The sequence below is a fragment of the Microbacterium sp. Root553 genome, from assembly GCF_001426995.1.
GTDB lineage: Bacteria > Actinomycetota > Actinomycetes > Actinomycetales > Microbacteriaceae > Microbacterium.
The window spans coordinates 39,926-66,246 of sequence record NZ_LMFY01000003.1; the positions used below are offsets into that span (position 1 = coordinate 39,926).

At 71.3% G+C, this 26,321-nt stretch carries 24 protein-coding genes; 13 read left to right on the forward strand and 11 right to left on the reverse strand.

Annotated elements, in window-relative coordinates; genetic code table 11:
- Positions 1-4: 4 nt before the first annotated feature.
- A complete protein-coding gene (locus tag ASD43_RS15860; RefSeq protein ID WP_235564200.1) occupies positions 5-382 on the reverse strand; it encodes an XRE family transcriptional regulator in 378 nt (125 codons plus the stop codon).
- A gap of 130 nt (positions 383-512) precedes the next feature.
- Between ASD43_RS15860 and ASD43_RS15865 the strand changes: the two genes are divergently transcribed.
- Genes ASD43_RS15865 through ASD43_RS15875 form a run of 3 tightly spaced genes read left to right on the forward strand, consistent with a single transcriptional unit; the run spans position 513 to position 2,074 of the window.
- Positions 513-695, forward strand: coding sequence for a hypothetical protein (locus ASD43_RS15865; protein WP_157551068.1), 183 nt, complete (start codon positions 513-515; stop codon positions 693-695).
- A gap of 9 nt (positions 696-704) precedes the next feature.
- Positions 705-1,634 carry an aldo/keto reductase gene (locus tag ASD43_RS15870; protein WP_056420694.1) on the forward strand — a complete coding sequence of 310 codons (930 nt, stop codon included), beginning with the start codon at positions 705-707 and terminating at the stop codon, positions 1,632-1,634.
- A gap of 38 nt (positions 1,635-1,672) precedes the next feature.
- Entirely contained in the window at positions 1,673-2,074 is a 402-nt protein-coding gene (locus ASD43_RS15875) for a PLDc N-terminal domain-containing protein (protein ID WP_056420699.1), read from the forward strand.
- On the opposite strand, the gene ASD43_RS15880 is transcribed toward ASD43_RS15875, so the two are convergent.
- From ASD43_RS15880 to ASD43_RS15910, 7 genes are read right to left on the reverse strand one after another with little or no spacing between them, the layout of a single operon-like run.
- Positions 2,071-3,060 carry an epimerase gene (locus ASD43_RS15880; protein ID WP_268776174.1) on the reverse strand — a complete coding sequence of 330 codons (990 nt, stop codon included), beginning with the start codon at positions 3,058-3,060 and terminating at the stop codon, positions 2,071-2,073. The two genes, ASD43_RS15875 and ASD43_RS15880, sit on opposite strands and share 4 nt — an antisense overlap.
- Positions 3,057-3,686 carry a DUF4166 domain-containing protein gene (locus ASD43_RS15885; RefSeq protein ID WP_056420700.1) on the reverse strand — a complete coding sequence of 210 codons (630 nt, stop codon included), beginning with the start codon at positions 3,684-3,686 and terminating at the stop codon, positions 3,057-3,059. The genes ASD43_RS15880 and ASD43_RS15885 overlap by 4 nt, the downstream gene beginning before the upstream one ends.
- 9 nt (positions 3,687-3,695) lie before the next feature.
- Positions 3,696-4,760 (reverse strand): NYN domain-containing protein, encoded by a 1,065-nt coding sequence (locus tag ASD43_RS15890; protein WP_056420703.1) that lies wholly within the window; start codon positions 4,758-4,760, stop codon positions 3,696-3,698.
- Positions 4,753-5,748, reverse strand: a complete 996-nt coding sequence (locus ASD43_RS15895) for a Gfo/Idh/MocA family protein (RefSeq protein ID WP_056420706.1) — start codon at positions 5,746-5,748, stop codon at positions 4,753-4,755. The genes ASD43_RS15890 and ASD43_RS15895 overlap by 8 nt, the downstream gene beginning before the upstream one ends.
- A gap of 38 nt (positions 5,749-5,786) precedes the next feature.
- Positions 5,787-6,842 carry an LLM class flavin-dependent oxidoreductase gene (locus ASD43_RS15900; RefSeq protein ID WP_056420708.1) on the reverse strand — a complete coding sequence of 352 codons (1,056 nt, stop codon included), beginning with the start codon at positions 6,840-6,842 and terminating at the stop codon, positions 5,787-5,789.
- 13 nt (positions 6,843-6,855) lie between these two features.
- On the reverse strand, positions 6,856-8,148 hold the full coding sequence (locus ASD43_RS15905; RefSeq protein ID WP_056420709.1) for an O-acetylhomoserine aminocarboxypropyltransferase/cysteine synthase family protein: 1,293 nt from the start codon (positions 8,146-8,148) through the stop codon (positions 6,856-6,858).
- A complete protein-coding gene (locus ASD43_RS15910) occupies positions 8,145-8,837 on the reverse strand; it encodes an alpha/beta hydrolase (RefSeq protein ID WP_056420713.1) in 693 nt (230 codons plus the stop codon). The genes ASD43_RS15905 and ASD43_RS15910 overlap by 4 nt, the downstream gene beginning before the upstream one ends.
- A 121-nt stretch (positions 8,838-8,958) precedes the next feature.
- Here ASD43_RS15910 and ASD43_RS15915 point away from each other — a divergent pair, with 121 nt between their 5' ends.
- The 6 genes from ASD43_RS15915 to ASD43_RS15940 are packed head-to-tail and all read left to right on the forward strand — an operon-like array spanning position 8,959 to position 15,235.
- Positions 8,959-10,479: an ABC transporter substrate-binding protein gene (locus tag ASD43_RS15915; protein ID WP_056420716.1), complete on the forward strand. Its 1,521-nt coding sequence runs from the start codon at positions 8,959-8,961 to the stop codon at positions 10,477-10,479.
- A gap of 16 nt (positions 10,480-10,495) precedes the next feature.
- Positions 10,496-11,569: an ABC transporter permease gene (locus tag ASD43_RS15920; RefSeq protein WP_157551070.1), complete on the forward strand. Its 1,074-nt coding sequence runs from the start codon at positions 10,496-10,498 to the stop codon at positions 11,567-11,569.
- On the forward strand, positions 11,566-12,417 hold the full coding sequence (locus ASD43_RS15925) for an ABC transporter permease (protein WP_082539500.1): 852 nt from the start codon (positions 11,566-11,568) through the stop codon (positions 12,415-12,417). The genes ASD43_RS15920 and ASD43_RS15925 overlap by 4 nt, the downstream gene beginning before the upstream one ends.
- Positions 12,410-13,273 (forward strand): ATP-binding cassette domain-containing protein, encoded by an 864-nt coding sequence (locus ASD43_RS15930; protein ID WP_056420721.1) that lies wholly within the window; start codon positions 12,410-12,412, stop codon positions 13,271-13,273. Before ASD43_RS15925 ends, ASD43_RS15930 begins: the two co-directional genes overlap by 8 nt.
- The gene (locus ASD43_RS15935) at positions 13,270-14,085 is read left to right on the forward strand and encodes an ABC transporter ATP-binding protein (RefSeq protein ID WP_056420725.1); all 816 of its coding nucleotides are present in this window, start codon (positions 13,270-13,272) and stop codon (positions 14,083-14,085) included. Before ASD43_RS15930 ends, ASD43_RS15935 begins: the two co-directional genes overlap by 4 nt.
- A gap of 4 nt (positions 14,086-14,089) precedes the next feature.
- Entirely contained in the window at positions 14,090-15,235 is a 1,146-nt protein-coding gene (locus ASD43_RS15940) for an LLM class flavin-dependent oxidoreductase (protein ID WP_056420728.1), read from the forward strand.
- Between the two features lie 9 nt (positions 15,236-15,244).
- Here the strand turns inward: ASD43_RS15940 and ASD43_RS15945 are convergent, their stop codons facing one another.
- Together ASD43_RS15945 and hrpA are read right to left on the reverse strand one after the other, a co-directional pair.
- A complete protein-coding gene (locus tag ASD43_RS15945) occupies positions 15,245-16,189 on the reverse strand; it encodes a quinone oxidoreductase family protein (RefSeq protein WP_056420732.1) in 945 nt (314 codons plus the stop codon).
- Between the two features lie 9 nt (positions 16,190-16,198).
- A complete protein-coding gene (gene hrpA / locus ASD43_RS15950) occupies positions 16,199-20,104 on the reverse strand; it encodes an ATP-dependent RNA helicase HrpA (protein WP_056420734.1) in 3,906 nt (1,301 codons plus the stop codon).
- 25 nt (positions 20,105-20,129) lie between these two features.
- On the opposite strand from hrpA, the gene ASD43_RS15955 reads away from it, so the two are divergent.
- From ASD43_RS15955 to ASD43_RS15970, 4 genes are all read left to right on the forward strand, one after another.
- Positions 20,130-21,362 carry a heparan-alpha-glucosaminide N-acetyltransferase domain-containing protein gene (locus tag ASD43_RS15955; protein WP_235564201.1) on the forward strand — a complete coding sequence of 411 codons (1,233 nt, stop codon included), beginning with the start codon at positions 20,130-20,132 and terminating at the stop codon, positions 21,360-21,362.
- The gene (locus ASD43_RS15960) at positions 21,359-22,195 is read left to right on the forward strand and encodes an aldo/keto reductase (RefSeq protein WP_056420739.1); all 837 of its coding nucleotides are present in this window, start codon (positions 21,359-21,361) and stop codon (positions 22,193-22,195) included. Before ASD43_RS15955 ends, ASD43_RS15960 begins: the two co-directional genes overlap by 4 nt.
- A gap of 106 nt (positions 22,196-22,301) precedes the next feature.
- Positions 22,302-22,874 (forward strand): FMN reductase, encoded by a 573-nt coding sequence (gene msuE / locus ASD43_RS15965; protein ID WP_056421160.1) that lies wholly within the window; start codon positions 22,302-22,304, stop codon positions 22,872-22,874.
- 52 nt (positions 22,875-22,926) lie between these two features.
- Entirely contained in the window at positions 22,927-24,741 is a 1,815-nt protein-coding gene (locus ASD43_RS15970; RefSeq protein ID WP_056420742.1) for a thioredoxin domain-containing protein, read from the forward strand.
- Positions 24,742-24,756: 15 nt separating this feature from the next.
- Here ASD43_RS15970 and ASD43_RS15975 read toward each other — a convergent pair whose 3' ends face one another.
- Positions 24,757-26,310: a dolichyl-phosphate-mannose--protein mannosyltransferase gene (locus ASD43_RS15975; RefSeq protein ID WP_056420746.1), complete on the reverse strand. Its 1,554-nt coding sequence runs from the start codon at positions 26,308-26,310 to the stop codon at positions 24,757-24,759.
- Between the last annotated feature and the right edge of the window lie 11 nt (positions 26,311-26,321).

A 26,321-nucleotide genomic window follows, 5' to 3' on the forward strand; every position in this document is an offset into this window, starting at 1 on the left:
CGGGTCAGTCGTACAGGTCGTCGGTGTCGTCGTCGTGAGTCACGGGGGAGTCGAACGCGACTTCGGAGTCATCTTCTCGTCGACCGCGGACATCGGTGCGCGGGCGCAGAGGGGTGATCGTGGCACCCCTGCGTGCGGCCTCGGCACGCAGCCGCTCCTCGGCGCGACGGAGGATCAGATGGGGCTCGAGGTCGACGGCCGCGCAGACCGCGTAGACGATCGGAACCGGGATCGCGCGCTTGCCGGTGACGTAGTTGTCGAGCGCGCTCCGGGCGATGCCGATCTCCCGCGACATCGCGGCGATGCTGCTGCCGGCAGCGGCGATCTCGCCCCGGAGCTGTCGGCCGACTGCTGCGTTGAACTGCTCGCCCGGTGTCTTCACGTGAGTCACGATAGCACTGCGACGAAGCCAGTATGCCGTCATACCGGTGCGGTGCCCGCTTGCCCGGCGTCATGTGCGGCGATAGTGTCTACGGGTGACGACAGATGTGAGACGAATGATCGCATCCAGGGTGAGCGATGAACTGACCGCGTCCGGCAGGACGCCGCAGTGGCTCGCAGAGCAGGCGGGGATCAGCGCGAAGGCTCTTCGGAGCAAGCTGGCGATGCGGGCCGATTTCACGGTCGTCGACCTCGCCGACATCGCGCATGCGCTGGGCATCCCGGTGAGTGAACTCGTGCCACCGGAGCGCTAGCGTGGGCGTATGAAGACCATCCCCTTCGGATCCGCCACCGCCCCCGCCGTCGTCGCCGGAATGATGCGGATCGACGACAAGGACGACGCGCACATCCGCGAACTGTACGACAGCGCTCGCACAGCCGGCATCGACTTCTTCGACCACGCCGACATCTACGGGGGCGCGATGCACGTCTGCGAGGGGCGCTTCGCCGACGCGCTCGGCCTCTCCGCGAGCGAGCGCGACGAGATCGTGCTGCAGACCAAGTGCGGCATCAACCCGGCCGAGGGATCGTTCGACTTCTCGTACGAGCACATCATCCGGCAGGTGGAGGGATCGCTCGCGGCGCTGCGCACCGATCGTCTCGATGTGCTGCTCCTGCACCGTCCTGACGCGTTGGTCGAGCCCGAAGAGGTCGCCAGGGCGTTCGACGAGCTCGAGGCCGCGGGCAAGGTCAGGGCGTTCGGCGTCTCGAATCACACCCCGCGTCAGATCGACCTGCTGCGCACGGCGGTGACCCAGCCGCTGATCGCGAATCAGCTGCAGCTCTCGATCACGCACGCGCCGATCATCGCCCAGCCGATCGCTGCGAACATGTCGGGAGAGGATCAGAGCATCGTCCGCGACGGCGGAGGGATCGTCGAGTACTGCCGCATCAACGGCATCACGATCCAGGCATGGTCGCCGTTCCAGGGCGGGTTCTTCACGGGCGTGTTCCTCGGCGACCCGAACTACGCGGAGCTGAACGCCGTGATCGATCGTCTCGCCGCGTCGTACCGCGTCGAGCCGATCGCGATCGCGACGGCCTGGATCACGCGGCACCCCGCGAAGATGCAGGTGGTCCTCGGCACCACGACGCCCGACCGTGTGCGAGATGCCGCCGCCGGCGCCGACATCGAGCTCACTCGCGCCGAATGGTACGAGCTGTTCCGTGCGGCCGGGCACCTGCTGCCCTAGCCCGAGCGCCGTACGCGCGCGTCGTCTACCCTGAACTCATGCCGTTCCTGTTCACGATCCTCGTCATCGCCCTGATGGTCGGCGCGCTCGTCGACATCATCAAGCGCGACGACTCGCAGGTCAGGTATCTGCCGAAGATGGCGTGGATCATCATCGTGATCCTGCTGCCGCTGATCGGGAGCCTGCTGTGGTTCGCGATCGGGCGGGAGTACTCCGAGGCAGGTCTGCGCATCCCCCGGATGCGTGCGTCCGCACGGCCGACGAACAGGCGGCCGGATCCGGCTCCGACTCCTTCCATGCCGGTGGACACGCGGAGCACGGAGCAGCAGATCGCGGACCTGGATCGCGAGATCGAGGAATGGCGCCTGCGGCAGGAGATCGAGAGGCGCCGTCGAGAGGATGGCGACCCCTCGGCAGGATCGGGTTCAGCCCAGATCTAGGCGGCGGGCTGCGCGAGGTCGAACGATTCCCGGACGGCGTCGTCCAGCGACGGGTACGCGAACTCGAAACCCGCGAGCGTGAGCGTCTCGGGGATCACCCACCGGCTCTTCAGGATCAGCTCGGTCTCGGTGCGGATGCCGATCGCGCCGAGTTCCAGCATCCAGCGCCGCAGGGGAGGACCGAACCGGACGCCGAGCACGCGACGAACGGTCGCCATGAACTCGGCGTCGTCCGACGGGTTCGGAGAGGCCGCGTTGACCGGCCCCTCGAGGGAGGGCGTGACCTCAAGGAAGTCGATGATGCGTGCGACGTCCTCGACGTGCACCCAGCTGAACCGCTGCTCGCCACGACGCGCGCCGGGGCGGTGCCCGGTGCCGGCCGCCCGCCGCGCGGGGCCGATCGGCCAAGGGCCGTCGTGATGTGCTCCGCCCAGGCCGAGGCGGGCGAGGGTCCGGAGCGGACCGAGCACCCCTCCGTGGCCGAGCACGATCGCGCTGCGCAGTGCGACCCTCCGTGTCTGCGGGAGGTCCTCGGCGAACAGCGCGCGCTCCCAGGCCTTGGCGACCTCGACAGAGAACCCGGCGCCGAGGTCGCCCGACGACTCCGTCATCGGACGATCCTCCGCATGGCGGTAGATCGTCGCGGTCGAGGAGTTCACCCACAGCGGCGGCGGATTCGACGCCCTCGCGATGGCGGAGCCGAGCGACGACGTGGTGTCGAGGCGCGAGCGGAAGATCGCGGCGCGGTTCGCGGGCGTGTAGCGGCAGTTCACGCTCTTGCCCGCGAGACCGATCACGAGGGAGGAGCCGTCGACGGCGCGGTTGATCGCGTGCTGGTCGCCCCACGCGATGTCGGCGCCCGATCGCGAGATCGTGATCACCTCGCGCCCGGCGGCGCGCAGGCGGGGGATCAGATAGCTCCCCATGAAGCCCGTGGAGCCGCCGACCACGACGGGCCCGGCGGGCAGCGGAGCGGCATCGGTCACGGAGTCTCGCTCTCGATCGTGTAGGTGAAGAAGCCGGTGTACTCGTAGACGCGACCGAGCAGCGGGGCGTCGATCGTCATGTTCACGTGGTGGCGCTCGCGCTCGGCGTCCCAGCGCTCCACCAGCCGGATCCGCGGGCGGAGGAACCGGGGTGCCGCGAGGCGCAGACGACCGAGGCGCAGTCCGACGCGCCGGATCGTGAGCACGACCGCCTCGTCGCGCACATCGATGTCGAACGTCGTGACGACGGTCCGATGCGGACCGATCTCGTTGCGCAGGATGCGGTTCGCGCCGAGGACGACGACGTCGGGCATGACCCAGGTGCGCCCTGGGAGCTCGAAGTGCCGGACGGCGACGGCCGTGCCGTCGACCGTGCGGTTCTCGATGCGGAAGGGGACGTCGCGCTCCCAGCCCGCGAACGCGACACCGAGGGCCTCGGCGATGCGGAAGACGGGCCACAGCCAGCGGTGGCGGGAGCCCGCGCTGGTGAACACACCCGTGCCGACTCCGACCTGACCGTCGGGGATGGTGCGGAAGTACCACGCCGTCTTCGGATGCAGTTCCGAGATGCGCGCGCCCAGTGCGCGCTCGTACGGCGAGAGGGTGGTCGTGTCCGCAGCCGTCATCGTCTCACCTCACGACGAGGAGTCGCGGAGTCTGACCAGACGCTCGTGGCCGGTCTCCTCGAGCTCGGCGATGTCCTCGCGCGACTTCACGAAGTCCGAGAAGGAGCGGTACCCCAGGGCCTTCTCGCTGAAGGACGGGTCCATCCGGCGCATGTGCGTCTTCACCGCGGAGCTGTGCAGCCACTCGTCGGCATCCGTCTTGTCGTGGCCGAGACGCAGCGCGCGCTGCAGCAGCTCGGTCGCCTCGCTCTGCTCGGTGGACTCGCCCGTGTCGACGACCGCGGACTTCGCCGGGGCTGCGGCCGCGGACTGCGTCTGCGCGGGTGCGGACTGCGTCTGGGCGGGAGCCTGCGTCTGCGCGGGCGCCTGGGCCTGTGCCTTGGCCTTGGACGTCTTGGTCTGGGTGCGGGACTTCGCCTTCGCCGCCGGCTCGGGCTCCGTCACCGGCTCCGCGACGGTCTCGACGACCTCGGCGACCGGCGCGGGGGCGGCGGCGCTCTTGCTCGGGCGCACGACGCCGGGCAGAGAGTCGTACGCCTCGAACTCGTCGCAGGCCGCGGCGAGCGACTTCGCGGTCGACCCGGCCACGCCCACGCCGATCACGTAGCGGCCCAGTCGCTTGCAGCGCTGGGCGAGGGGGACGTAGTCGCTGTCGCCGGCGACGATCACCACGTGGGTCAGGTCCGGCAGCCGGAACATGTCTTCGACGGCGTCGACGGCGAGACGGATGTCGGCGCCGTTCTTCGCGTAGGCGGCGGCGGGGAACAGCTGCACGAGGTCGACGGCGCGGGCGACGAGCTGCGACCGGTACACGGCGTTCACCGGCGACGACCAGTCCGCGTACGCCCGGGTGAGCACCAGGGTGCCGAACGAGGCGGCGTAGTCGATGATCGCGCCCACCTCGATCATCGCGCGGGACAGCCGCTCGGTGACATCGGGGTCGGACGGGTTCTCGGTGATCCTCTGGCGGTCCTTGCCGTAGGCGTTCCGCCCGTGGACACGGTCGTACCAGGAGATGACGATGTTGTCGAAGTCCAGGTAGACGGCGACGCGGGCGTCGGGAGCCTCAGCCACGGTCTGCCTCCTCGCCGGGGTAGCGCACCCCGATCTGGGAGCGGATCTCGTCGAGGGTGCCCATGATCGCGACACTCTCGGCGATGGGCAGCAGGTCGCCCTCGAGCACGCCGTCGCGGACGAGGCGCTCCGCGGCGTGGGCCTGGTACTGCATCCCCCGACCCTCGACCTCGGATTCGTACTCCTCGATGACCGTGCCGTCGGGCAGGACGACCCGGAACGTGGTCGGCACGTACCAGACGCGGTCGATGTCGATGCGCGCCGCCGTGCCCACGACGGTCGCGGCGTTCGCGCCCGCGGCCCTGGACGACGAGAGCGTGGTGGAGATCGCTCCGCCCGCGTGCGTCATGACGGTGGCGACCTCGGCGTCGGCGCCCGTCTCGATGAGACGGCCGACGGCACGGATGTCGGTCGGGGCACCCAGGATGTCCCACACGAAGGAGATCGGGTAGATGCCGAGGTCGAGCAGTGCGCCGCCGCCGAGCTCGAGCGCGTTGAGACGGTGTGCGGGATCGCTCGGCAGCAGCTGCGTGTGGTCGGCGGTCACGGCTCGGATCTCGCCCAGCGTGCCCGCGGCGATGATCTCGCGGATGCGGACCATGTGCGGCAGATAGCGCGTCCACATCGCCTCCATCACGAGCAGACCCCGCTCGGCGGCGAGCCGCTGCAGGTCTTCCGCCTCGGCATGGTTGAGCGTGAACGGCTTCTCGACGAGCACGTGCTTTCCCGCCTCGAGTGCGAGCCTCGCGTTCTCGTGGTGCATCGGATGCGGCGTCGAGACATAGATGATGTCGACGTCGGGATCCGCGACGAGAGCCTCGTACGAGGGGTGCGCCCTGGCGATGTCGAAGCGTGCGGCGAAGGCGTCGGCCGACTCCTGCGACCGAGAGCCGACCGCGACGAGATCGAGCCCCGCGGTGCGCAGATCGGATGCGAACGCGCCGGCGATGCCGCCGGTCGCGAGGATTCCCCAACGAAGACCAGTCATCCTCTCAGCGTAGGGGGTGCGACCGACGCGCGGGGTGTTCAGGTCAGGGCGGCCGCGGTTCGCGGCGAGACGAGCGGGAGCACCTGGGCGGCGATCCGCTCGAGTTCCTCGTCGAGGGGCGACGCCTGGATCAGGAGCAGCGTGATGCCGGCATCCGCGTACGCGTCGATGCGCTCGGCCACCTGCTCCGGCGTGCCGACGAGGTTCGGACGCAGGCCGCGCGTGCCGACCGAGTACTCACGACGGGTGAGCTCGAGCGACAGCTGGGAATTGCGCTGGAATTCCTCGAACGAGGCGTAGCCGGGCGAGTCGGGGTCGACGGTCGTGATCCGATCGAGCTCGCGCTGCGCCTCGGCCTCGGTGTCGCGCACGATCACGTACGCCGGCATCCCGAACTCGGCGATCGGGCGGCCGTGCAGCCGCTCGGAGCGGGCGTTCATGTCGGTCACGTTCGCGCGGACCTCGTCGAGCGTGCCGCCGTGCATCACGTAGGCGTCGGCGAAGCCGGCGATCGACTCGCGCCCCGCCTCGCTCTCGCCACCCGCGAAGACGACCGGATGACTCGACGGCTTGGGCTCGACGATGGTGCCCTCCAGTGTGTAGTGCGCGCCGTCGAAGGAGAAGGGCGTCTGCTCCCACAGGCCGTTCAGCACGGCGACGAACTCCTCGGCCTGCACGTAGCGCTCGTCGTGGGTCGTGAACCGCCCGCCGAACTGCCGGGCCTCCTCGGCCCACCAGGCCGCGACGACGTTGAGGGAGACCCGACCGGGCGCGATCCGGTCGAGCGTGCCGACGGTCTTCGCGAGCACCGCGGGGAGGTGGAACCCGGGACGCACGGCGGTCATCACGCGCAGGCGCTCGGTGACCGCGAGGATCGCCGCCGACAGCGACCAGGCCTCGAGACTCGGCGCATCGATGCCCTTGCGATCGTTGAGGTACAGCTCGGGGACGAGGGTGGTGTGGAACCCGAGACGATCCGCCCTCACCGACACGTCGCGGATGTAGTCCCACGTGGCGGCCATGCGCCCCTCGTCGGCGACGTTGCGCAGGAACCCTCCGTACACGGGGGTCCAGTATCCGAGATCGATGGCCATGGTGGTCCTTCCGTCAGGTCAGGGCGAGCGCCCGGTCGAGGTCGGCGATGAGGTCGGCCGCGTCCTCGAGTCCCGCCGACAACCGGATGGTGGTGGGCGAGATGCCCGCCGCATCACGCTGCGCCGCGGTGAGGTGGGAGTGCGTCATGGACGCCGGGTGGTTCACGAGACTGCGGGCATCGCCGATGTTCGCCACGAGACGGATCACGCGCAGCGCATCGATCACCCTGGCGACGCTCGCGTGCGTGTCGGCACCGCGGGGGACAACGAGGTCGAACGAGAACACCGACGGGCCGCCGCGGGGCAGGTAGCGCTCGGCGAGCGCATGCCAGGGGGTGCCGTCGAGGCCGGGGTGGTGCACCCGCGCGACGGCCGGATGCTGCTGCAGGTGCCGCGCGAGCGCGAGCGCGGTGGCGCTCTGCCGGGACACGCGCAGGTCGAGGGTCTCGATGCCCTGCAGGATCTGCCAGGCGTTGAAGGGCGAGAGCGACGGGCCCAGATCGTGCACGTACTTCGACTTCACGAGTGCCGCGAACGCCTGGCCGATGCCGAACCGCTCCCACAGCGTGAAGTCGCCGACGCGGGCGTACGGCTCGGTGAAGTGCGGCCAGCGGGCAGGCTCCCGCCCGGCGTCGAACGTGCCCAGATCCACGACGACGCCGCCCAGGGACGTTCCGTGCCCGCTCAGGAACTTGGTCGCGGAGTGCACCACGAAGTCGGCGCCGTGCTCGCCCGGTCGCACCAGGTACGGGGTGCCCACGGTGTTGTCGATCACCAGCGGCACTCCCGCGGCGTGGGCGATGTCGGCGACCGCACGGATGTCGAGGACCTGAGCGATCGGATTCGCGATCGACTCGGCGAAGAGCACTCGCGTCTCGGGGCGGATCGCCGCCCGCCACGCCTCGGTGTCGTCCTGATCGACGAAGGTCACCGGGATGCCGAAGTCGTCGAAGGTCTCCTGCAGCAGGTCGACCGTGCCGCCGTAGAGCTGGGTGGCGGCGACGATGTGCCCGCCGCGACCGACGAGCGCGAGCAGCGTCACCGCGACCGCAGCCTGCCCGGAGGCGACCGCCACCGCGGACGCGCCGCCCTCGAGCGCCGCGACGCGCTCCTCGAGCACCTGCTGGGTCGGGCTCGCGTTGCGGCTGTAGAGGTTGCCCGCCGCGCGCAGCGCGAACAGGTCGGCGGCCTCGGCGAGCGATCCGAACTCGTAGGCCGCGGTCTGGTAGATCGGCGGGACCGCGCTGTTCTGCGGAGTGCCGGGGACGTATCCGGCCTGGATCTGGCGCGTGGAGAACCCGGTCATGCGGTCGCCACCGAGGCCGTCCGGTACGCGCGGACGAGCGGTGTGCGGACGTCTCCGCCGCGCAGCCGCTCGAGCCACTGCACGAGCGCGGCCGCGACGCTGCGGTGCGTCTGGTCGTTCAGAGCGTCGTGCAGACCGTCGACGGTCTCGAGGATCTCGAGGTCGGGCACGCTGCGGAGGGCGGTCGACACGGCGGCGATCGGCGACACCGGGTCGGCTCCGCCATGGATCGCGAGCACCGGAACCTCCACGGCCGCGAGATCGGCAGGCGCGGGCAGCGGTTCGGCCACCGCGACGTCGACCGACGTCGCCTCCGCCGCGAGGACGCCCAGGTGCAGAGGGCACGCGGTGCGCTCCTCGGCGGACGGCAGGTCGAGCTCGGCATCCACCAGGGTGCCGGCGACGACGGCCGCGTCGACGGAGGCGCCCTGCGCGACGAGGCGCAGGACCGCGGATGCTCCGGCATCCGCGCCGACGAGCACCCTCGGGGCGTCCGTCGTCGCGCCGAGCCAGGCGCTCGCCGCATCCGCATCCTCTTCGAAGACGGCGACGGTGTAGCCGTCCGCGCTCAGTCGGCGGCCGAAGCGCTCGTACACGCCGGCGCGCTCGCCGCGTCCGGTGACGACGGCGAGGCTGCCGCGAACGCGCGCGGACGGCGTCCACAGCGTGGGGGAGGAGGTCGAAGTCATACCGCCCATCCTGTGCGGGGAGGGCGGGGCCGCGTTCCGATGTGTCGCCGTGTTGCGGTCCGTGTCGCTCGACTGCCGTGCGGATTGTGGGCCCTGTCGTCGCGCTCCTAGCTTCGCTTGCATGACCCGACGACCTCGCGCCGCACTGTTCGCCGCCGCCTCCCTCGCCACCCTCGCCCTGGCCGGATGCGCCGGTGCCACCGCCGCGCCCTCCGATTCCGCGGGCCCCACCTCGCTCACCTGGGGGTGGGCGCTGCCCACCAGCTGGGACCCGGTGACCTCGACGGCCGGATGGGACACGCACGCCCTCGCCCTCGTCTACGACGGGCTCACGCAGCTGGACACCGAGGGGCAGGTCGTCCCCGGCCTCGCCGAGAGCTGGGAGTACAGCGACGACGGCACCGCGATCACCTTCCACCTGAGGGAGGGCGCCGAGTTCACGGACGGGACGCCCGTGACCGCCGATGCCGTGAAGCAGAGTCTGGAACGGGGCCGCGATCAGGAGAATTCGACGCTCGCGGGGCAGCTGCGCATCGTGGTGGGCATCGATGCCGTCGACGAGCAGACCGTGACCGTGCATCTCGACCAGGCGGATTACCAGGTGCCCTACCTGTTCGCCGGCAAGACGGGCTTCATCGTGAATCCCGCGGCCTTCGACGATGTCGGAGCCCTCGCGACGCAGCCGGAGGGCTCGGGGCCGTTCGCCCTCACCGAGTTCGTGCCGAACGCGCACGCCGATCTGGAGAAGAACGACGACTACTGGAACGCCGACCACATCTTCATCGACGACTTCTCGATCGTCCCCGTCACCGACCCCGCGACGGTCGTCGCCGGGGTCTCGTCCGGCCAGTGGGACGTCGCCATCGTCCCGCCGGCGCAGGTCCAGGGCGCCGAGGCCGCGAACCTCGAGGTCGAGACCATCAAGGCGCTGACCGTGCGGGCGCTCGACGTGAACAGCACGGTCGCTCCGTTCGACGACCAGAGGGTGCTGCAGGCGATCAGTCACGCCACGGACCGACAGGCGCTGGTTGACGCGGCGTACTTCGGTCAGGGGACGCCGAACTGGCAGCCCTTCCCCGACGGCTACGTCGCGCACAGCCCTGAGCTCGAGGATCTGTACCCGTACGACCTCGACGCCGCGGAGGAGCTGTTGACCGAGGCGGGATATCCGGACGGACTCACGATCACCCTCTCGCTCACCGAGGACGACACCGCGCTCGCCGAGGTGCTGCAGGCCCAGTGGGCGAAGGCCGGCATCGACGTCACGCTCGACGTCCTGCCCGCGGCGGCCGTGGCGCAGAACTACGTGCAGCGCACGCTGCCCTTCGTGCTCGACAGCTACTCGGGACGCCAGTCTCCGCTGCAGGGGCTCGAGGTGCTGTACGGCACCGAGGGACTGATGAACCTCGGACGTCAGACGCCGCCGGAGCTCACCGCGGCCATCGACGCGGCCAGGGCGACGCCCACCGACGCCGACGACTACGCCCAGAAGGTCCAGGACGCCGTCGAGGTGGGCGTGAGGCTGCAGCCGAACACCTTCCTGTTCAGCTGGCCGCGCATCCTCGTGCACCCCGAGAAGGTGACCGGCATCCGGCACTGGCTCGACGTGCAGCGCTGGGAAGACGTGAAGGTCGACGGCTGAGCCGATCATGACGACCGTGACCACCACCGCCGTGACCACAACCGCCCTGACCACCACCGCGGCGACCACCGCCGCCGTGACCACCGAGGCGCCCCGCGCGCCCGACATCGACGAGGCCGCCGCGCCTCGCGCACCGTGGCCGGTGCTCCGCTCCGTCGTCGCGACACTGCTCACGGCGGTCACGGTCTTCGTCCTCGCCACGTTCGCGACCTTCGCGCTCGGCGCGGCGAGCGGATCGGACCCCGCGGCCGTCGCCCTCGGCGAGGTCGCGACGCAGGCCGACGTCGATCGGCTGAATCACCAGTTCGGTCTCGACCGACCGTTCCTGGTGCGCTACGTCGACTGGATCGGCGGCGCGATCGGCGGCGACCTCGGGAATTCGTGGTTCACGACCATCCCGGTGGGGGACAGCATCGCGCAGGCGTTCCCGGTGAGCCTGTCGATCGCGGCGGGCGCCACCCTGGTCGCCCTCGTCTTCGGATTCCTCGGCGGCGTGCTTGCAGCGGTGACCCGCGGCGGTGCGATCGACCGGGTGATCACCCTGCTCAGCACCGTGGCCGCGACGGTTCCCGCGTTCGTGGCCGCGATCGGCCTCATCCTGCTGTTCTCCTACGCGATCCCCGTGTTCCCCGTGGCCGGGTACACGCCGCCGGAGAGGAGCATCGCGGCCTGGCTGACGTGCCTGGTCCTGCCGTCGGTGGCCCTCAGCCTCGACGCCGGTGCCGACATCGCCCGACAGCTGCGCACCTCGCTCGTCGGCACCCTCGGTGAGAACTTCATCGTCGGCGCCCGCGTGCACGGTCTCGGCCCGGGGCGGATCGTGTTCCGGCACGCGCTGCCGATCGCCTCGGGCCCGGCACTCTCGGCGCTGGGCGTGCATGCGCCGCGGTTGGTCGGCGGCGCGGTGATCACCGAGGTGATCTTCGGGATGCCCGGACTCGGCCAGCTCGCGAACCGGGCGGCGCTGCAGGGTGACGTCCCCGTCGTACAGGGGGTCCTCCTCGTCACGATCGCGGTCATCGTCGTGGTGGGCGCGATCCTCAACATCGTGATCTCCCGCACGGCCGGAACCGAGAGGAGTGCCGCATGACCGCCCTCGACGCACGCACCGGACGGGTCGCATCGTTCGCCGGACTCCGGGGGACGGGATGGGCGACCAGGGCGGCGCTGCTCGTGCTGCTCGCCGTCGCCGTCCTCGCGGTGGCGGGCCCCGCGCTCGCCCCTCAGGACCCGCTCGCGCAGAATCCCGCCGCGGCGCTGCAGGAGCCGAGCCTGACGCACCTGCTGGGCACCGACTACCTCGGCAGGGACGTGCTCTCGAGACTGTTCGCCGGCGCGCCCGCCTCTCTGCTGAGCGCCGTGTCCGCCGCGCTGATCGGCCTGGTCCTCGGCGCGGTGCCCGGAGCGCTCAGCGCGTTCGTGCCGCGCGTGGCCGAGTGGCTGTCGCTGCGGGCCGTCGACGCCCTGCTGGCGCTGCCCTTCATCCTCTTCGCGATCGTGTTCGCCGCCCTGCTGGGCAACGGTCTCGTGCAGGCGACGCTGGCCATCGGCATCCTCGTCGCGCCCGGCTTCTTCCGCATCGCGCGCGCCGCGACCCTGCGGGTGCGGGATTCGCAGTACATCGATGCGGCCGGCTATCTCGGGGCGTCCTCGTGGTGGATCCTGAGCCGTCACGTCTGGCGCCAGGTGGCCCCGACCCTCGTGGTCGCGTCGGTCTCGGCCCTCGGCGGGGCGCTGCTGGCCGTCGCCTCGCTGACCTTCCTCGGAATCGGGGTGCAGCCACCGGCACCCACCTGGGGCGGGATGCTGTCGAGCGACCTTGGCTACCTCGGCCAGCGCCCGTGGGGGCCCGTGGCCCCGGCGCTCGCGATCATCCTCACGGTCGGCGCGCTCAACCTCGTGGCGGATGCCGCCAGGGATGGTCTGGCGCATGACTGATCTCCGTTCCCTCGAGCGCCCGTCGCTGCCGCCCTCCTTCGACGAGGCATCGCTCGCGCGACCGGCGATCGCCGCAGCCACCGACCTGGTCGTCAGCGCTCCCGACGGCACCGAGCTGGTGCAGGGCGTCTCCGTGTCGGTGCGCCCCGGCGACGCTCTCGGCATCGTCGGCGAATCGGGCAGCGGCAAGACCCTCACCTGCCGCGCCCTGCTGGGCATCCTCCCCGCAGGGCTGTCCGTCACCGGGGGCTCGGTGCAGATCGACGGCCTCGATCTCACGCAGGCCGGCGAGCGGGAGTGGCGTCAGGTGCGCGGCACGCGGATCGGCGCGGTCTTCCAGGACCCCGCCTCGTACCTGAACCCGGCCATCCCGGTCGGGGCGCAGCTCGAGGAGACGCTGCGCGTGACCGCCCGTGTGCCGCGACGACGGGCCAGGGCACGGGCGCGCGAGCTGCTCGACGACCTCGGCATCCGCCGCGTCGACCTGGTCCTGCGCCAGCGCGTCGCGCAGCTCTCGGGCGGCATGCTGCAGCGCGTGCTGATCGCGATGGCGCTCGCCGCCGACCCCGCCGTGCTGATCGCCGACGAGGCGACGACCGCTCTCGACGTCACGGTGCAGGCCGAGCTTCTGGAGCTGCTGCGACAGCTCCGCCGGGAGCGCGACCTCGCGCTCATCCTGGTCTCGCACGACCTCGCCGTCGTCGCGCAGGTCTGCGAGCGCGTGCAGGTGTTCCGCGACGGCCGGGTGGTCGAGGCCGGCGCGACATCGCGGGTGCTCCGGGCGCCCGCCCACCCCTACACCCGTGAACTGCTCAGCGCGCACGCCGCGTACGGACTCGAGAGGTTCCTCGTATGACGCGCACCCCGCTCCTCCGACTCGACGATCTGTCGGTCGACTACGGCGCCGTCCGGGTGCTCGACCGCATCTCGCTCTCGGTGCACCCCGGCGAGGTCGTCGGCGTCGTCGGCGAGTCGGGCTCGGGCAAGACGACGCTCGCCAAGGCGGTGCTGCGCGCGGTCGACAGCGCCGCCGGCTCCCGGATCCTCGTCGACGACCGCGACGTGACGCGCCTGCGTGGCCGCGGCCTGCGGCTCTGGCGCCGGGCCGGCGTCGTGCAGTACGTCTTCCAGGATCCGCTCCGCTCGCTCGACCCCGGGGTGCGCGTCGCCGACTCGATCGTCGAGGGCCTCCGCATCGCGAAGGTCTCGGCGCAGGAGTCGCGCCGTCGTCGCGCGGCGGCGCTGGAGGCCGTGGGGCTGGACGAGGACCTCCTGATGCGGGTGCCCGCCGGCCTCTCCGGCGGGCAGCGGCAGCGGGCCGCGATCGCCAGGGCCCTCGTCGTCGAACCTCGCCTGCTGCTGCTCGACGAGCCCGTGAGCGCACTGGACGCCGCGAGCCGCGACCGCGTGGTCAAGGCCCTGATCGCCCTGCGCGACGCGCGTGGCGGCGACATGGCGATGCTCGTCATCTCGCACGACATCGGCTCGCTCGCCGCCATGAGCGACCGACTGGTGGTGCTCGACCGCGGGCGCATCGTCGAGGATGGCCCCACGCGGCGCGTGATCTCGCGCCCGGAGCACCCCTACACCCGTCTGCTGATCGACTCCGTCCCCCTCATCCACACACCCACCGCGAACCGACCTTCGCCCGTCCCCGCCAGGAGCTGACGCCATGCCCATCGAGATCCTCGGAATGATCGCCACCACTGCAGGGTCGGAGTCGAAGGCGGTGGAAGGACCCGTCGTCGACGCCGCGTACGTGCGGGAGTTCTCGCGCGCGCACGAGGAATCCGGCTTCGACCGGGTGCTGATCGGCTACAGCGCCAGCTCACCCGACGGGTTCGCCGTGGCGGCCGCGGCGCTGCACGCCACCGAACGGCTGAAGGTGCTCATCGCCCATCGACCGGGTTTCGTCGCGCCGACCGTCGTCGCGCGCAAGCTCACCACCCTCGACCACCTCACCGGCGGCGGACGGGTGGCGATCCACCACATCACCGGAGGCAGCGAGGCCGATCAGCGTCGTGACGGAGACTTCAGTGCGAAGTCCGATCGCTACCGTCGCACCGGCGAGTTCATCGACGTGCTCCGACGCACGCTCACCTCCGACGAGCCCTTCGACTACGAGGGCGACTTCTATCGCGTGCAGGGGGCCTTCTCGGCCGTGAAGCCCGCGACCGAGGCCGGCATCCCGATCTTCTTCGGCGGGCTCTCCGACGGTGCGGTCGACGTCGGCGCGGGCGGGGCCGACGTGTACATGCTGTTCGGAGAGCCGCTGGCCGAGGTGGCCGAGAACATCCGCGTGATCCGCGCGGCGGCGGCCGCGCGAGGTCGCACCGTCGAGTTCAGCCTCTCGACCCGCCCGATCATCGGCCCCACCGAAGCTGAGGCCTGGGAGAGGGCCGACCGGATCCATGCCGCGACCGCGGCGCTGATCCGCGACAGGGAGTCGGGCGACACCCTGTCGTTCGCGCGCCCCCTGCAGCGCGAGCAGAACGCCGTGTCGGCCGACCGCCTGCAGCAGGCAGCCCAGCGCGGTGATGTGCACGACGAGCGCCTGTGGCTGGGCATCACGAAGCTCACGGGCCCGTCGGGCAACTCCACGGCTCCGGTGGGCACACCCGCTCAGGTCGCCGAGGCGCTGCTGAAGTACTACGACCTGGGCGTGACGCGGTTCCTCATCCGCGGTTTCGATCCGCTCGGCGACGTGCGCGAGTGGGGAGACGAGCTCGTTCCCGCGCTCCGCGAGGGCGCGCGGCTCCGAGACGAGGCGCGCACAGCACGAGAGACCGGCGCAGCCGACGAGGCGCGCGTCGCCTGACCACGCTCCCTACGGGACGAGCACGATCTTGCCCGAGGCGGCGCCGGACTCCATGAGCTCGTGGGCCCGTGCCGCCTCGGCGAGGGGGAGCTCGGGGCCGAGTTCGATCGTGAAGTCGCCGGCGGCCAGCAACTCGACGGTCGCAGCGAGCGCCTCCGCCCGCCACTCGAGTTCCTGCGCCGACAGGGGCTCGGGCGAGCCGCCGGAGAAGGCGCGGATGCCGAACGACGCCGCGTCGGGGCCGCGCACGATCGTCGCGATGCGGTCGCGGTCGGCGACGAGCTCGAGGGAGACCTCGATGGCCTCGTCGGTGCCCGCGCAGTCCAGTGCCACCGTCACCCCGTCCGGGGCGGCGTCGCGCACGCGGTCGAGCAGTCCGTCACCGTAGGCGACGGGGATCGCACCGAGTTCACGCAGCTGCTCGTGCCGCGCAGGGCTGGCGGTCGCGACGACGGTCGCGCCCCAGGCGACGGCGAACTGCACAGCCGCCTGCCCGACGGATCCGGACCCGCCGTGCACGAGCACCACGTCGCCCTGCGCGACGCCGAGCGAGCGGAGGGCCTGGAACGCGGTCCCTGCGGGGATGCCGATGCCGGCGCCCTCGGCGGAGGTGACGGAATCGGGCAGCGCGACGAGCTTCTCGACCGAGACGGCGAGGTGGCTCGCGTACGTGCCGACCGTGTCGCGGATCGCCACGCGGTCGCCCACGGCGAAGGTCTCGACGCCGTCGCCGACGGAGTCGATCACGCCCGCGCCGTCGAAGCCCACACCCCGCGGCTCGGTGATCGGCGGCGACGGACGCTTCGCGCTGCGCAGCTTGGCGTCGATCGGGTTCACTCCGGCGGCCTCGATGCGCACCACCGCCTCGCCGCTGAGCGCGATCGGGTCGGGGACCTCGATCAGGTGCAGCACATCAGGGGAACCGAACTCCGTATAGACGATCGCGCGAGCCATGCGTCCAGGCTACCCCCGCGTCGACAGCGCCTTCATGATGCGCTGCGGCGAGACGGGCTGGGCGGTGCCGAGTCGCTGCGCGAACACGCTCACGCGGTACTCCTCGAGCAGCCACCGCGTCTCGACCAGTGCGGACGGCGCATCGGCGGGGAGCGGGATCGCGCCTCCGGCGTCCTCGAACGCGCTCGCCATCCGCTCGTACTCGGTCATCCGGGCACGGTCCTTGCCCGGCTCGCTCGACAGCGTCTTCAGCCGCTCGAGCATCCCGTCGAGGTAACGGGGGAAGTGCGAGAGGCGGTCGACGCCCGCGGCCGAGACGAACCCCGGGTGCAGCAGACCCGACAGCTGGGTGCGGATGTCGTTGAGAGGCCCGAGCAGCGCGAGCGAGTTCTGCGACCGGATGCCGCGTTCGACGTCGCGGGTCTTCGTCAGGATGCGCGCGACGAGCGACACACAGGCGAAGAGCGCGTCGACGAGCGCCGCCGACACCGCCTCGCGCACGCGCACGAACTCGGCCTCCGTGCGGACGATACCGCCCGGCACGGTGCGATCGATCACGTTCTGCACGACCGCGGCCCGGCAGTCCTCGATGAGCGCCGCGGCCGACTGATAGGGCGACGCGGCGAGGGCGAGCTTCTCCTGGCTGGTGAGGTGCTCCTGCACGTACGACGAGGGCGAGGGCACGCCGAGGAGCAGGAGGCGCAGAACGCCGCGGCGTGTGGCGGCCGCCGCGGCATCCGCCGTCGACTCCACCCGCACCGAGACGGTCTTGCCCTGGTCGACCAGGGCGGGGTAGCCCCGCACGACGCCGCCGGCGACGCGGGTGTCGAGGACCTCGGGCAGGTCGCCGAACGTCCAGCCGGTGAGACCGTCCTTCTCGATCGAGATGGCGACGGCGGGCGGCTGGGGCCCGTTCGAGGGGCCGGGGCGGCGAGGCGGGGCCGCGATCGACCGGGCCACGCTGGTCCGCGCCCGATCGGCGAGCTGCTCCTGCAGTGCGCTCAGGTCTCGACTCGATCCGACCACTCGGCCGCGTTCGTCGACGGCGCGGAAGTTCATCCGCAGGTGCGCGGGCACCCGGTCATCCTCGAACTCCGACGCCGAGACGAGCTGGTTCGCCAGCGGTTGGATCAGTCGCGCGAGCGCGTCCTTGAGCGTGCGTGTCGGCAGACCCCCGTGCGACTCGGGGCCGTGACCGACCAGTTCCGCGCCGAACCTGTCGGCCCAGTCGGCCGCGGGGACCACGTGCCGACGGATCGCCTTCGGCAGCGCGCGCAGCAGACCCGTGACGAGCTCCGCTCGGAGCCCCGGCACCTGCCAGTCGAAGCCACGATCCTCGATCTGCGCGAGCAGGGGGAGCGGGATGACGACGCTCACGCCGTCGTCGGCCGCGCCGGGCTCGAATCGGTAGGCGAGTCCGAGGACCTGATCTCCCTGCGTCCACCTGGTCGGGAACTCGTTCTGATCGGCACGGCCGTCGTCGTCGAGCAGGTCGGCCTCGCGCATCACGAGGAGCTTCGGCGCGGTGGACAGCTGCTCGCGCCACCAGGTCTCGAACGAGCGCACGTCGAACACGTCGGAGGGGATGCGCTCGTCGTAGAAGCGGAAGACGGCCTCGTCGCCCGCCAGGATGTCGCGGCGGCGCTCGCGCTCTTCGAGCTTCTCGAGACGTCTGCGCAGTTCGGCGTTGCTGCGCCAGAAGGCGCTCACACGCTTGTCGATGCGCGTCGGATCCCACTCGCCCTCGACCAGCGCGTGCCGGAGGAACAGCTCGCGGGACGCCGCGCGGTCGATGCGCGCGAACTGCACACGGCGGCGAGGGATGATCTCGACTCCGAACAGCGTCACCTTCTCGTAGGCGACGGCGGCGCCGGCATCCTTCGACCAGTGCGGCTCGGTGACCTGACGCTTCGCGAGGTCGCCCGCGAGAGCCTCGGCCCAGGCCGGATCGATCGCGGCGACCGTGCGCGCGTATGTGCGGGACGTCTCGACGATCTCGGCGGCCATGACCGACTGCGGGGCCTTCTTGCGCAGCGCGGAACCGGGGAAGATCGAGAAGCGGATGCCGCGCGCACCGCGATACTCCGCCATCCGCTTCTTCTTCGGATCCACGCCCTTGCCGGTGTTGCGCTCGTCGAGGATGCCGATCTGCGACAGCAGACCCGCGAGCAGCGCGCGGTGGACCGCGTCCGGATCCGCAGCGCCGGAGCCGCCCGCGTCCTTCTCCCTGACGAGCGAGCGCAGCTGACGGTGCACGTCGAACCACTCCCGCACCCGCACATAGTTGAGGTGCTCGGAGCGGCACAGTCGCCGGAACGCGCTCGACCCGAGCTCGCGCTGCTGTTCCCTCAGGTGGTTCCAGAGGTTGAGGATCGAGAGGAAGTCGCTCGTCGGGTCGGCGAATCGCGCGTGCATCCGGTCGGCCTCGTCGCGCACGCTCTGCGGGGCATCCTGCGACGGGCGCTCACGGACGTCCTGGATCGACATCCCCGCCACGATCGCGAGCACGTCGCGGCTGAGGGCGGCGCCGCCCGATCGACCGGCCTCGATCAGCATGCGGGCGAAACGCGGGTCGATGGGGATGCGCGAGATGTCGCGGCCGATGCGGGTGAGGCGGGGGGAGTCGCCGCCACCGGCGACGGCGCCGAGCTCGGTGAGCAGATCGACGGCCGCCTTCACGCCCCGGGAATCGGGAGGCGTGAGGAAGGGGAAGGCGGTGATGTCGCCGAAGCCGAGCGACAGCATCTGCAGGATGACCGAGGCGAGGGAGGTGCGCAGGATCTCGGGCTCGGTGAACTCCGCCCTCCTGTCGAAGTCCTCCTCGCTGTAGAGCCGGATCGCGATGCCGTCGCTCGTACGGCCCGCACGGCCCGAGCGCTGATTCGCCGAGGCCTGCGAGATCGCCTCGATGGGCAGGCGCTGCACCTTCGACCGACTGCTGTAGCGCGAGATGCGCGCGGTGCCGGTGTCGATCACATAGCGGATGCCCGGCACGGTCAGGCTGGTCTCGGCGACGTTCGTGGCGAGCACGACGCGTCTGCGCACGCCGGCCACCCGGCTCTTCTCGAACACCCGGTGCTGCTCGGCGGCCGACAGGCGTCCGTACAGCGGCAGGACCTCGGTGGGGGAGCGGTCCTTCGCGTACGCCCCGCGCACGGCATCCGCGGCATCCCGGATCTCGGCCTCGCCGGGGAGGAACACGAGCACGTCGCCCGGCTCCTCGCGATCGAGCTCGCGCAGGGCCGCGACGATCGCGGTCACCTCGTCGACCTCCTCCGCGGAGCCGGTCTCGCCGGTTTCGCCGTTCTCGTCGGTCTGCGCGCGGTAGCGGATCTCCACCGGGAAGGTGCGACCGGACACCTCGATGACCGGGGCGGGCTCGCCGGCGGCGGTGGCGAAGTGGCGCGCGAAGCTCTCGGGATCGATCGTCGCGGAGGTGATGATCACCTTGAGATCGGGGCGCTCGGGGAGGATCCGCACCAGATAGCCCAGCAGGAAGTCGACGTTGAGCGAGCGCTCGTGCGCCTCGTCGATGATGATCGTGTCGTAGCGGCGCAGCAGTCGGTCGCGGTGGATCTCGTTGAGCAGGATGCCGTCGGTCATCAGCGCGATGCGCGTCTCGTCGGACACCTTGTCGGTGAAGCGCACCTTGTACCCGACGACGCCGCCCAGCTCCACCTGCAGCTCCTCGGCCACGCGCTCGGCGATCGTGCGGGCGGCGAGGCGGCGGGGCTGGGTGTGGGCGATGCGCTCACGGCCGAGGTCGAGGCAGATCTTCGGCAGCTGCGTGGTCTTGCCGGATCCCGTCGCGCCCGCCACGATCACGACCTGATTGTCGCGGATGGCGTCGGCGATCTCGTCCCGCGCGGCGCTGACGGGCAGCTCGGGAGGATAGAAGATGACGGGGGAGGACATAGAACTCCCATCGTACGATTCATCCGTGAGCACTGCGTCGTCGTCCCTCCCCGCCACCCGGTGGTTCCGCGAGTTCGGTCGGTCTCCGCGCATCCTGGGTCTCGACATCGCGCGGGGTCTGGCGATCCTCGGGATGGCCGGCGCGCACATCGGCGAGACCCCGTCCTTCGATCCGATGGATCCGTCCACCTGGAGCGGCCTCGTGCACGGCCGCTCCTCGATCCTGTTCGCCGTGCTGGCGGGCATCTCGATCGCCCTGATGACCGGGCGCCGCACGCCGCCCGCACCCGAGCGGCTGCCCACGATCCGCCTGCAGCTGGTGGGGCGCGGCGCCGTGATCTTCCTGATCGGTCTGGCGCTGGAGATGCTGAACACCCCGATCGCGGTCATCCTCACCCTCTACGGCCTGCTCTACGTCGCCGTCATCCCGTTCCTGCGGTGGCCGCCGTGGAAGCTGCTGACGGCGGCCGGCGTCCTCGCGCTCGCGGCGCCGTCGCTGCTGGCTCTGCTCGCGGCCCTCACCCTGCACCCGTACGGGGCGGGGGTGAGCCTGGTGCTGTACGGCTCGTACCCGATCACCGCCTGGCTCGCCTTCGTGCTGGCCGGCATGGCGCTCGGTCGCCTGCAGGTCGACAGACTCGAGACCGCGGCGATCACCCTCGCCGTCGGGCTCGGTCTCATGGCGGTCGGATACGGGCTGGGTCTCGTCGGCGCGGTCGCGGGGCTTGGCGCCTCGTCGTACGACGGCGGCGGCGCCTCGGCGTCGGGCTGGAGCACCTACCCGGAGGCTCTCGCCGCCGCAGATCCGCTGGGTGCGGTGCTCTCCGCGGTCTTCGCCGTCGACCCGCATTCGGGTGGGACCGCCGAGATCCTGGGATCCGGGGGCTTCGCGCTGTGCGTCGTCGCCGCGTGCCTGCTGCTGAGCGGCCCGCTGCGCTGGGTGCTGCTCCCGCTGGGCGCCCTCGGCTCCATGCCGCTGTCGGCATACACGGTGCACGTCCTCTCCACCGCTCTCGTCGGCGGACCCGGGGGCTTCTTCGCGAGCAACGCGTTCTGGGGTGCCACGGCCATCTGTCTGCTGCTGATCTCGACCGTGTGGTCGATCCTCTGGGGTCGCGGTCCCCTGGAGAGGCTGGTCGGACGTGCCGCGACGACGATGGCCGCAATCCCGAGCGGCGCCGTCCCGACGGACCCTGCTCCGACGGGCCCCGCCCCGACAGGCCCTGCACAGGCCACGGGTCGTAGGCTGGAATCATGACGATTCCAGCACTCGAACTCAACGACGGACACTCCATCCCCCAGCTCGGGTACGGGGTGTTCAAGGTCCCGGCCGACGAGACCGAGCGTGCCGTGAGCCAGGCGCTCGAGATCGGCTATCGACACATCGACACCGCCGCCATCTACGGCAACGAGGAGGGCGTCGGCGCCGCGATCGCCGCCTCCGGTCTCGCGCGTGACGAGCTGTTCATCACCACCAAGCTCTGGAACGACCGTCACCACGACGAGGAGCCGCGCGCGGCGATCGGCGAGAGCCTCGACAAGCTCGGTCTCGACGCCGTCGACCTGTACCTCGTGCACTGGCCCACGCCCGAGAAGGACGACTACGTGCACGCCTTCGCGAAGCTGGTCGAGCTGCGCGAGGCCGGCCTGACGCGCAGCATCGGCGTCTCGAACTTCCTGGTCCCGCACCTCGAGCGCGTCGTCGCCGAGACCGGTGTGACCCCGGCGGTCAACCAGATCGAACTGCACCCGGCCTACCAGCAGCGCGACATCGTGGACTGGGCGACCGCGCACGGCATCCGCATCGAGTCCTGGGGTCCGCTCGGACAGGGCAAGTACGACCTGTTCGGCACCCCGGCCATCGCCGACGCCGCCTCGGCGCACGGCGTGACGCCCGCCCAGGCGGTGCTGCGCTGGCACCTGCAGAAGGGGTTCATCGTGTTCCCCAAGTCGGTGCGCGAGGAGCGGCTGCGCGAGAACCTCGATGTCTTCGGATTCGAGCTCACCGAGGCCGAGATCGCGGCCATCGACGCGCTCGACCCGCTCGACGGATCGGGCCGCGTCGGCTCGCACCCGAACGACGTGAACTGAGGCCAGGTGCCCTGACCCGGTCCGGACGGAGACGTCCCGTATCGACAGATGACGCCCCGTGTCGCCGCTCGCGACACGGGGCGTCGTCGTGAGTAGCGTCGTCGGCATGACTGCTCCCTACCGCGTCGTCGCCGTCTCCGGATCCCTGCACGAGCCCAGCAAGACCACGGCGCTCATCCGTGCCATCGCCGATGCCGTCGCCGAGCGCGCGGAGGTCGAGATCGAGATCGTCGAGCTCACCGACATCGGACCCTCGCTCGCGGGTGCGCTGCGCCGCGATCAGCTGCCGGCCGAGGTCGAGGAGAAGCTCCTCGCGATCGAGACGAGCGATCTCCTGATCGTCGGGAGCCCCGTCTACCGGGCCTCGTTCACCGGGCTCTTCAAGCACCTGTTCGACTTCGTCGGTCAGTACGAGCTCGTCGGCAAGCCGGTGCTGCTCGCCGCGACCGGCGGCGGTGAGCGCCACGCCCTCATCATCGAGCACCAGCTGCGACCGTTGTTCGCGTTCTTCCAGGCGCTCACCCTGCCGGTCGGCGTCTACGCCAGCAACACCGACTTCGACGGCTACGTGATCGCCTCGGAGGTGCTGCGGGCGCGGATCGCGCTGGCGGCGGAGCGCGCCCTGCCGCTCGTGGGCTACGCGGCCTCGCGTCCCGCTGAGCAGCTCCTCGTCTCCTGAGCGGTTCGTCTCCCGGCGCCTCCCGGTCTTCGCGGCGGCGTAGCGTGAGAGCATGACCAACCGGCTCGCCGACACGCTCAGCCCCTATCTCCGCGCTCATGCCGACAATCCGGTCGACTGGTATCCGTGGGGACCCGAGGCGTTCGCCGAGGCGCAGCGCCGCGACGTGCCCCTGATGATCTCGATCGGGTATTCGACGTGCCACTGGTGCCATGTCATGGCGCGCGAGTCGTTCGCGGATCCCGAGACGGCCGCGCTCATCGATCGCGACTTCGTCGCGGTCAAGGTCGATCGCGAGGAGCATCCCGACGTCGACGGCGCCTACATGGCCGCCGCGTCGGCGTTCACGCAGAACCTCGGCTGGCCGCTCACGGTCTTCACGACGCCCCGCGGGCGGGCGTTCTATGCCGGCACCTACTGGCCGCCCGAGGCGCGACAGCCGATGCCCGCCTTCCGTGACGTCCTCGCGGCCGTGCACGAGGCTTGGACCGTCCGCCGCGGGCAGGCGGAGGAGTCCGCGGATGCGGTGACCGACGCGCTGGCGCGGGCGGCGACCTCGATGCCCTCCGATCTGCCGGATGCCGCCGCGATCGCTGCTGCGGCCGGGGCGATCGCCGCGCGCGAGGATCCGCAGTTCGCCGGCTTCGGGGGCGCGCCCAAGTTCCCGGTGGCGACGACGCTGGGGCTGCTGCAGACGCCGCTGGTGCGCCGGGAGTGCGCGGATGCCGCGGCGGCGGCCGAACGGGCGCTCGCGGCGATGGCGGCATCCGATCTGCGCGACGCCGACGGCGGCTTCTTCCGTTACGCCACCCAGCGCGACTGGACCGTGCCGCACTACGAGCGGATGCTGACCGACAACGCGCAGCTGCTCCTCGTGGCTCTCGCCGCGGACGACGAGCCCACGGTCCGAGGCATCGCCGGGTTCCTGCTCGACACGCTCCGCCTCGACGGGGGAGGGGTCGGCGCCGCCCAGGACTCGGAGTCGTGGATCGACGGCGCGCGCAGTGAGGGCGGCTACTACCTGCGGGCGGTGTCGGAGCGGGCGGGCCTGGAGCCGCCGTCGGTCGACGGCAAGGTGATCACGGGCTGGAACGGCCTGGCGATCGCCGCGCTCGCCACGGCGGGAGCGACGCGTGCCGAGTCGTCGTGGGTGCGCGCGGCGCAGGAGGCCGCCGAGTACGTGCTGCGGGTCAACACGGACCCCGACGGGAGGCTCGTGCGCGCCTCGCTCGACGGGGTCGCGTCCGACGCGGTGGCGACGACCGCCGATGTCGCGCTGCTCGCCGACGGGCTGTTCGCCCTCGCCCTCGCGACGGGAGAGGCGGCGTGGGCCGTCTCCGCGCGCGACCTGCTCGACACCGCCATCGAGGGACTCGACGGAGACCCGCTGCTCGCCGCGCACGGCATCGCCGTCGCCCCGGATCAGACCGACGGCGATCTGCCGTCCGGCACGGCCGCCGTCGCCGCCGCGTCGCTCACCGCCTGGCGTCTGGGGGCGGGGGAGCGCTATCGGGCGGCCGCCGCCGAGCGGGTGCGCGAGCATGCGGCATCCGCTCTCGCGCAGCCGTTCGCACACGGCAGCCTGCTGCGTGCGGCGGCCGGACTCGTCGATGCTCCCCGCCAGATCGTCGTGGTGACGGTGTCACCCTCCGGGGCCCTCGCGGCCGCCGCGCGGCGCAGCGATGCCGACGTGATCTCGATCGTCACGCCCAGCCAGGCCGAGGCGTTCGCGGATGCCGGGTTCGCGCTGTTCGAGGGCAAGGGCGCACCCGCCGAGGCGAATGCCGCCGAGCGGGCGTTCGACTGCCGAGGGTTCGTCTGCCGGCTGCCGGTGAGCGATCCCGGCGAGATCTCCCGCTCGAGGTGACACTCAGCCCGCGGGTCAGATCCAGCCCGGCATCCAGTTGTGCAGCAGCCAGAAGTCGTACGGCACGCTCATTCCCGTCCACACGGGGTAGAAGAACGCGGAGACCAGCACCACGACGACGAGGAAGATCAGCACCGTCCGTTCGCCCGCCTGTCGTCGGTGCAGCGGGTCCTCGCGCCGTCCGGCGAGGTGACGCAGCACGACGGCCAGGGCGATCGCGAGGAAAGGTGCCATCGCCACCGTGTAGAACTGGAAGATCGTGCGCTCGGGGAACAGCAGCCACGGGATGTACGTGGCGGCGAGTCCGACCAGCGCGAAGGTGAAGGCGGGCCCGACGGGGCGGCGGGAGATCCAGCCGCGGACCATCCGGTAGATGAGGTAGACGGCGGCGGCGACGCCGGCGTACCAGATGAGCGGATTCGGGATCGTCGAGATCACGGCGATGCAGTGGTCGACGCCGCACGGCGCGGGGTCGCTGCCCACCCAGACCGCCGTCGGCCGCAGCAGGAACGGCCACTCCCATGCAGGACTGGCGTAGGGATGCCCCTTCACGAGGCCGACGTGGAAGTTCAGGATCGCCTCGTGGTAGTTCCACAGGGCGATCAGCGGGTTCGGGTCGCTCTGGCGGGCGTAGCCGCCGGAGGTCACCAGCCATCCGGTCCAGCTGGTGAGGTAGACGGCGAATGCCGGGACGACCAGCAGCACGAACGACACGGGCCCCTGGCGGAAGGCGGCGGAGGTGGGCCAGAGCACCACGCCGGCGCGGCGGCGGGCGAGGGCGTCGGTCACCACGACGTAGAGTCCGAAGGCGGCGAGCGCGTACAGGCCCGACCATTTCACGGCACAGGCGGCGCCGAGCGCGACACCGGCGGCGACCAGCCACGGCCGCCGCCACAGCACCCGGCCCCACATCGGGTCGGGGGCGTCGGGGCCGGCGTGTTCGAGCACCGGGATCACCCGGTCGCGGTCGATGAGGATGAAGAGCGCTCCGAGCATCAGGAAGAACGTGAGCGGTCCATCGAGCAGCGCGGTGCGGCTCATCACGATGCTGAGGCCGTCGATCGCGAGCAGCGTACCGGCGACGGTCCCGACGACGATCGAGCCGGTCAGACGGCGCGCGACCAGGTACACGAGCAGCACCGTGGCGGTGCCGAGCACGGCGGTCGCGATGCGCCAGCCGACGGTGTTGTCCGGTCCGCCGACGGCCATGCCCAGGGCGATCAGCCATTTGCCCAGCGGCGGATGCACGATGAACGACCCCGCCTCCGACAGCGGAAGCTGCTGCAGGGTGATGAAGGCCTCGTTCGCGTCCTTGCCCCACGTGCCCTCGTAGCCCAGGGTCCACAGCGACCAGGCGTCCTTGACGTAGTACGTCTCGTCGAACGCGAGCTGGTGCGGATGCCCGAGGTTCACCAGACGCAGCACGGCGGCGAGCGCGGTCACGACCAGCGGGGCGAACCAGCGCAGCATCCGCCCCCAGTCCGGGTCGTCCAGGAGGCGGTCGCGCAGCCGTCCGTAGCGCGTCAGCCGTTCCTCGGGCGGAGGCATCAGCGGTGCGGGCGTGGTCACCGCTCCAGCCT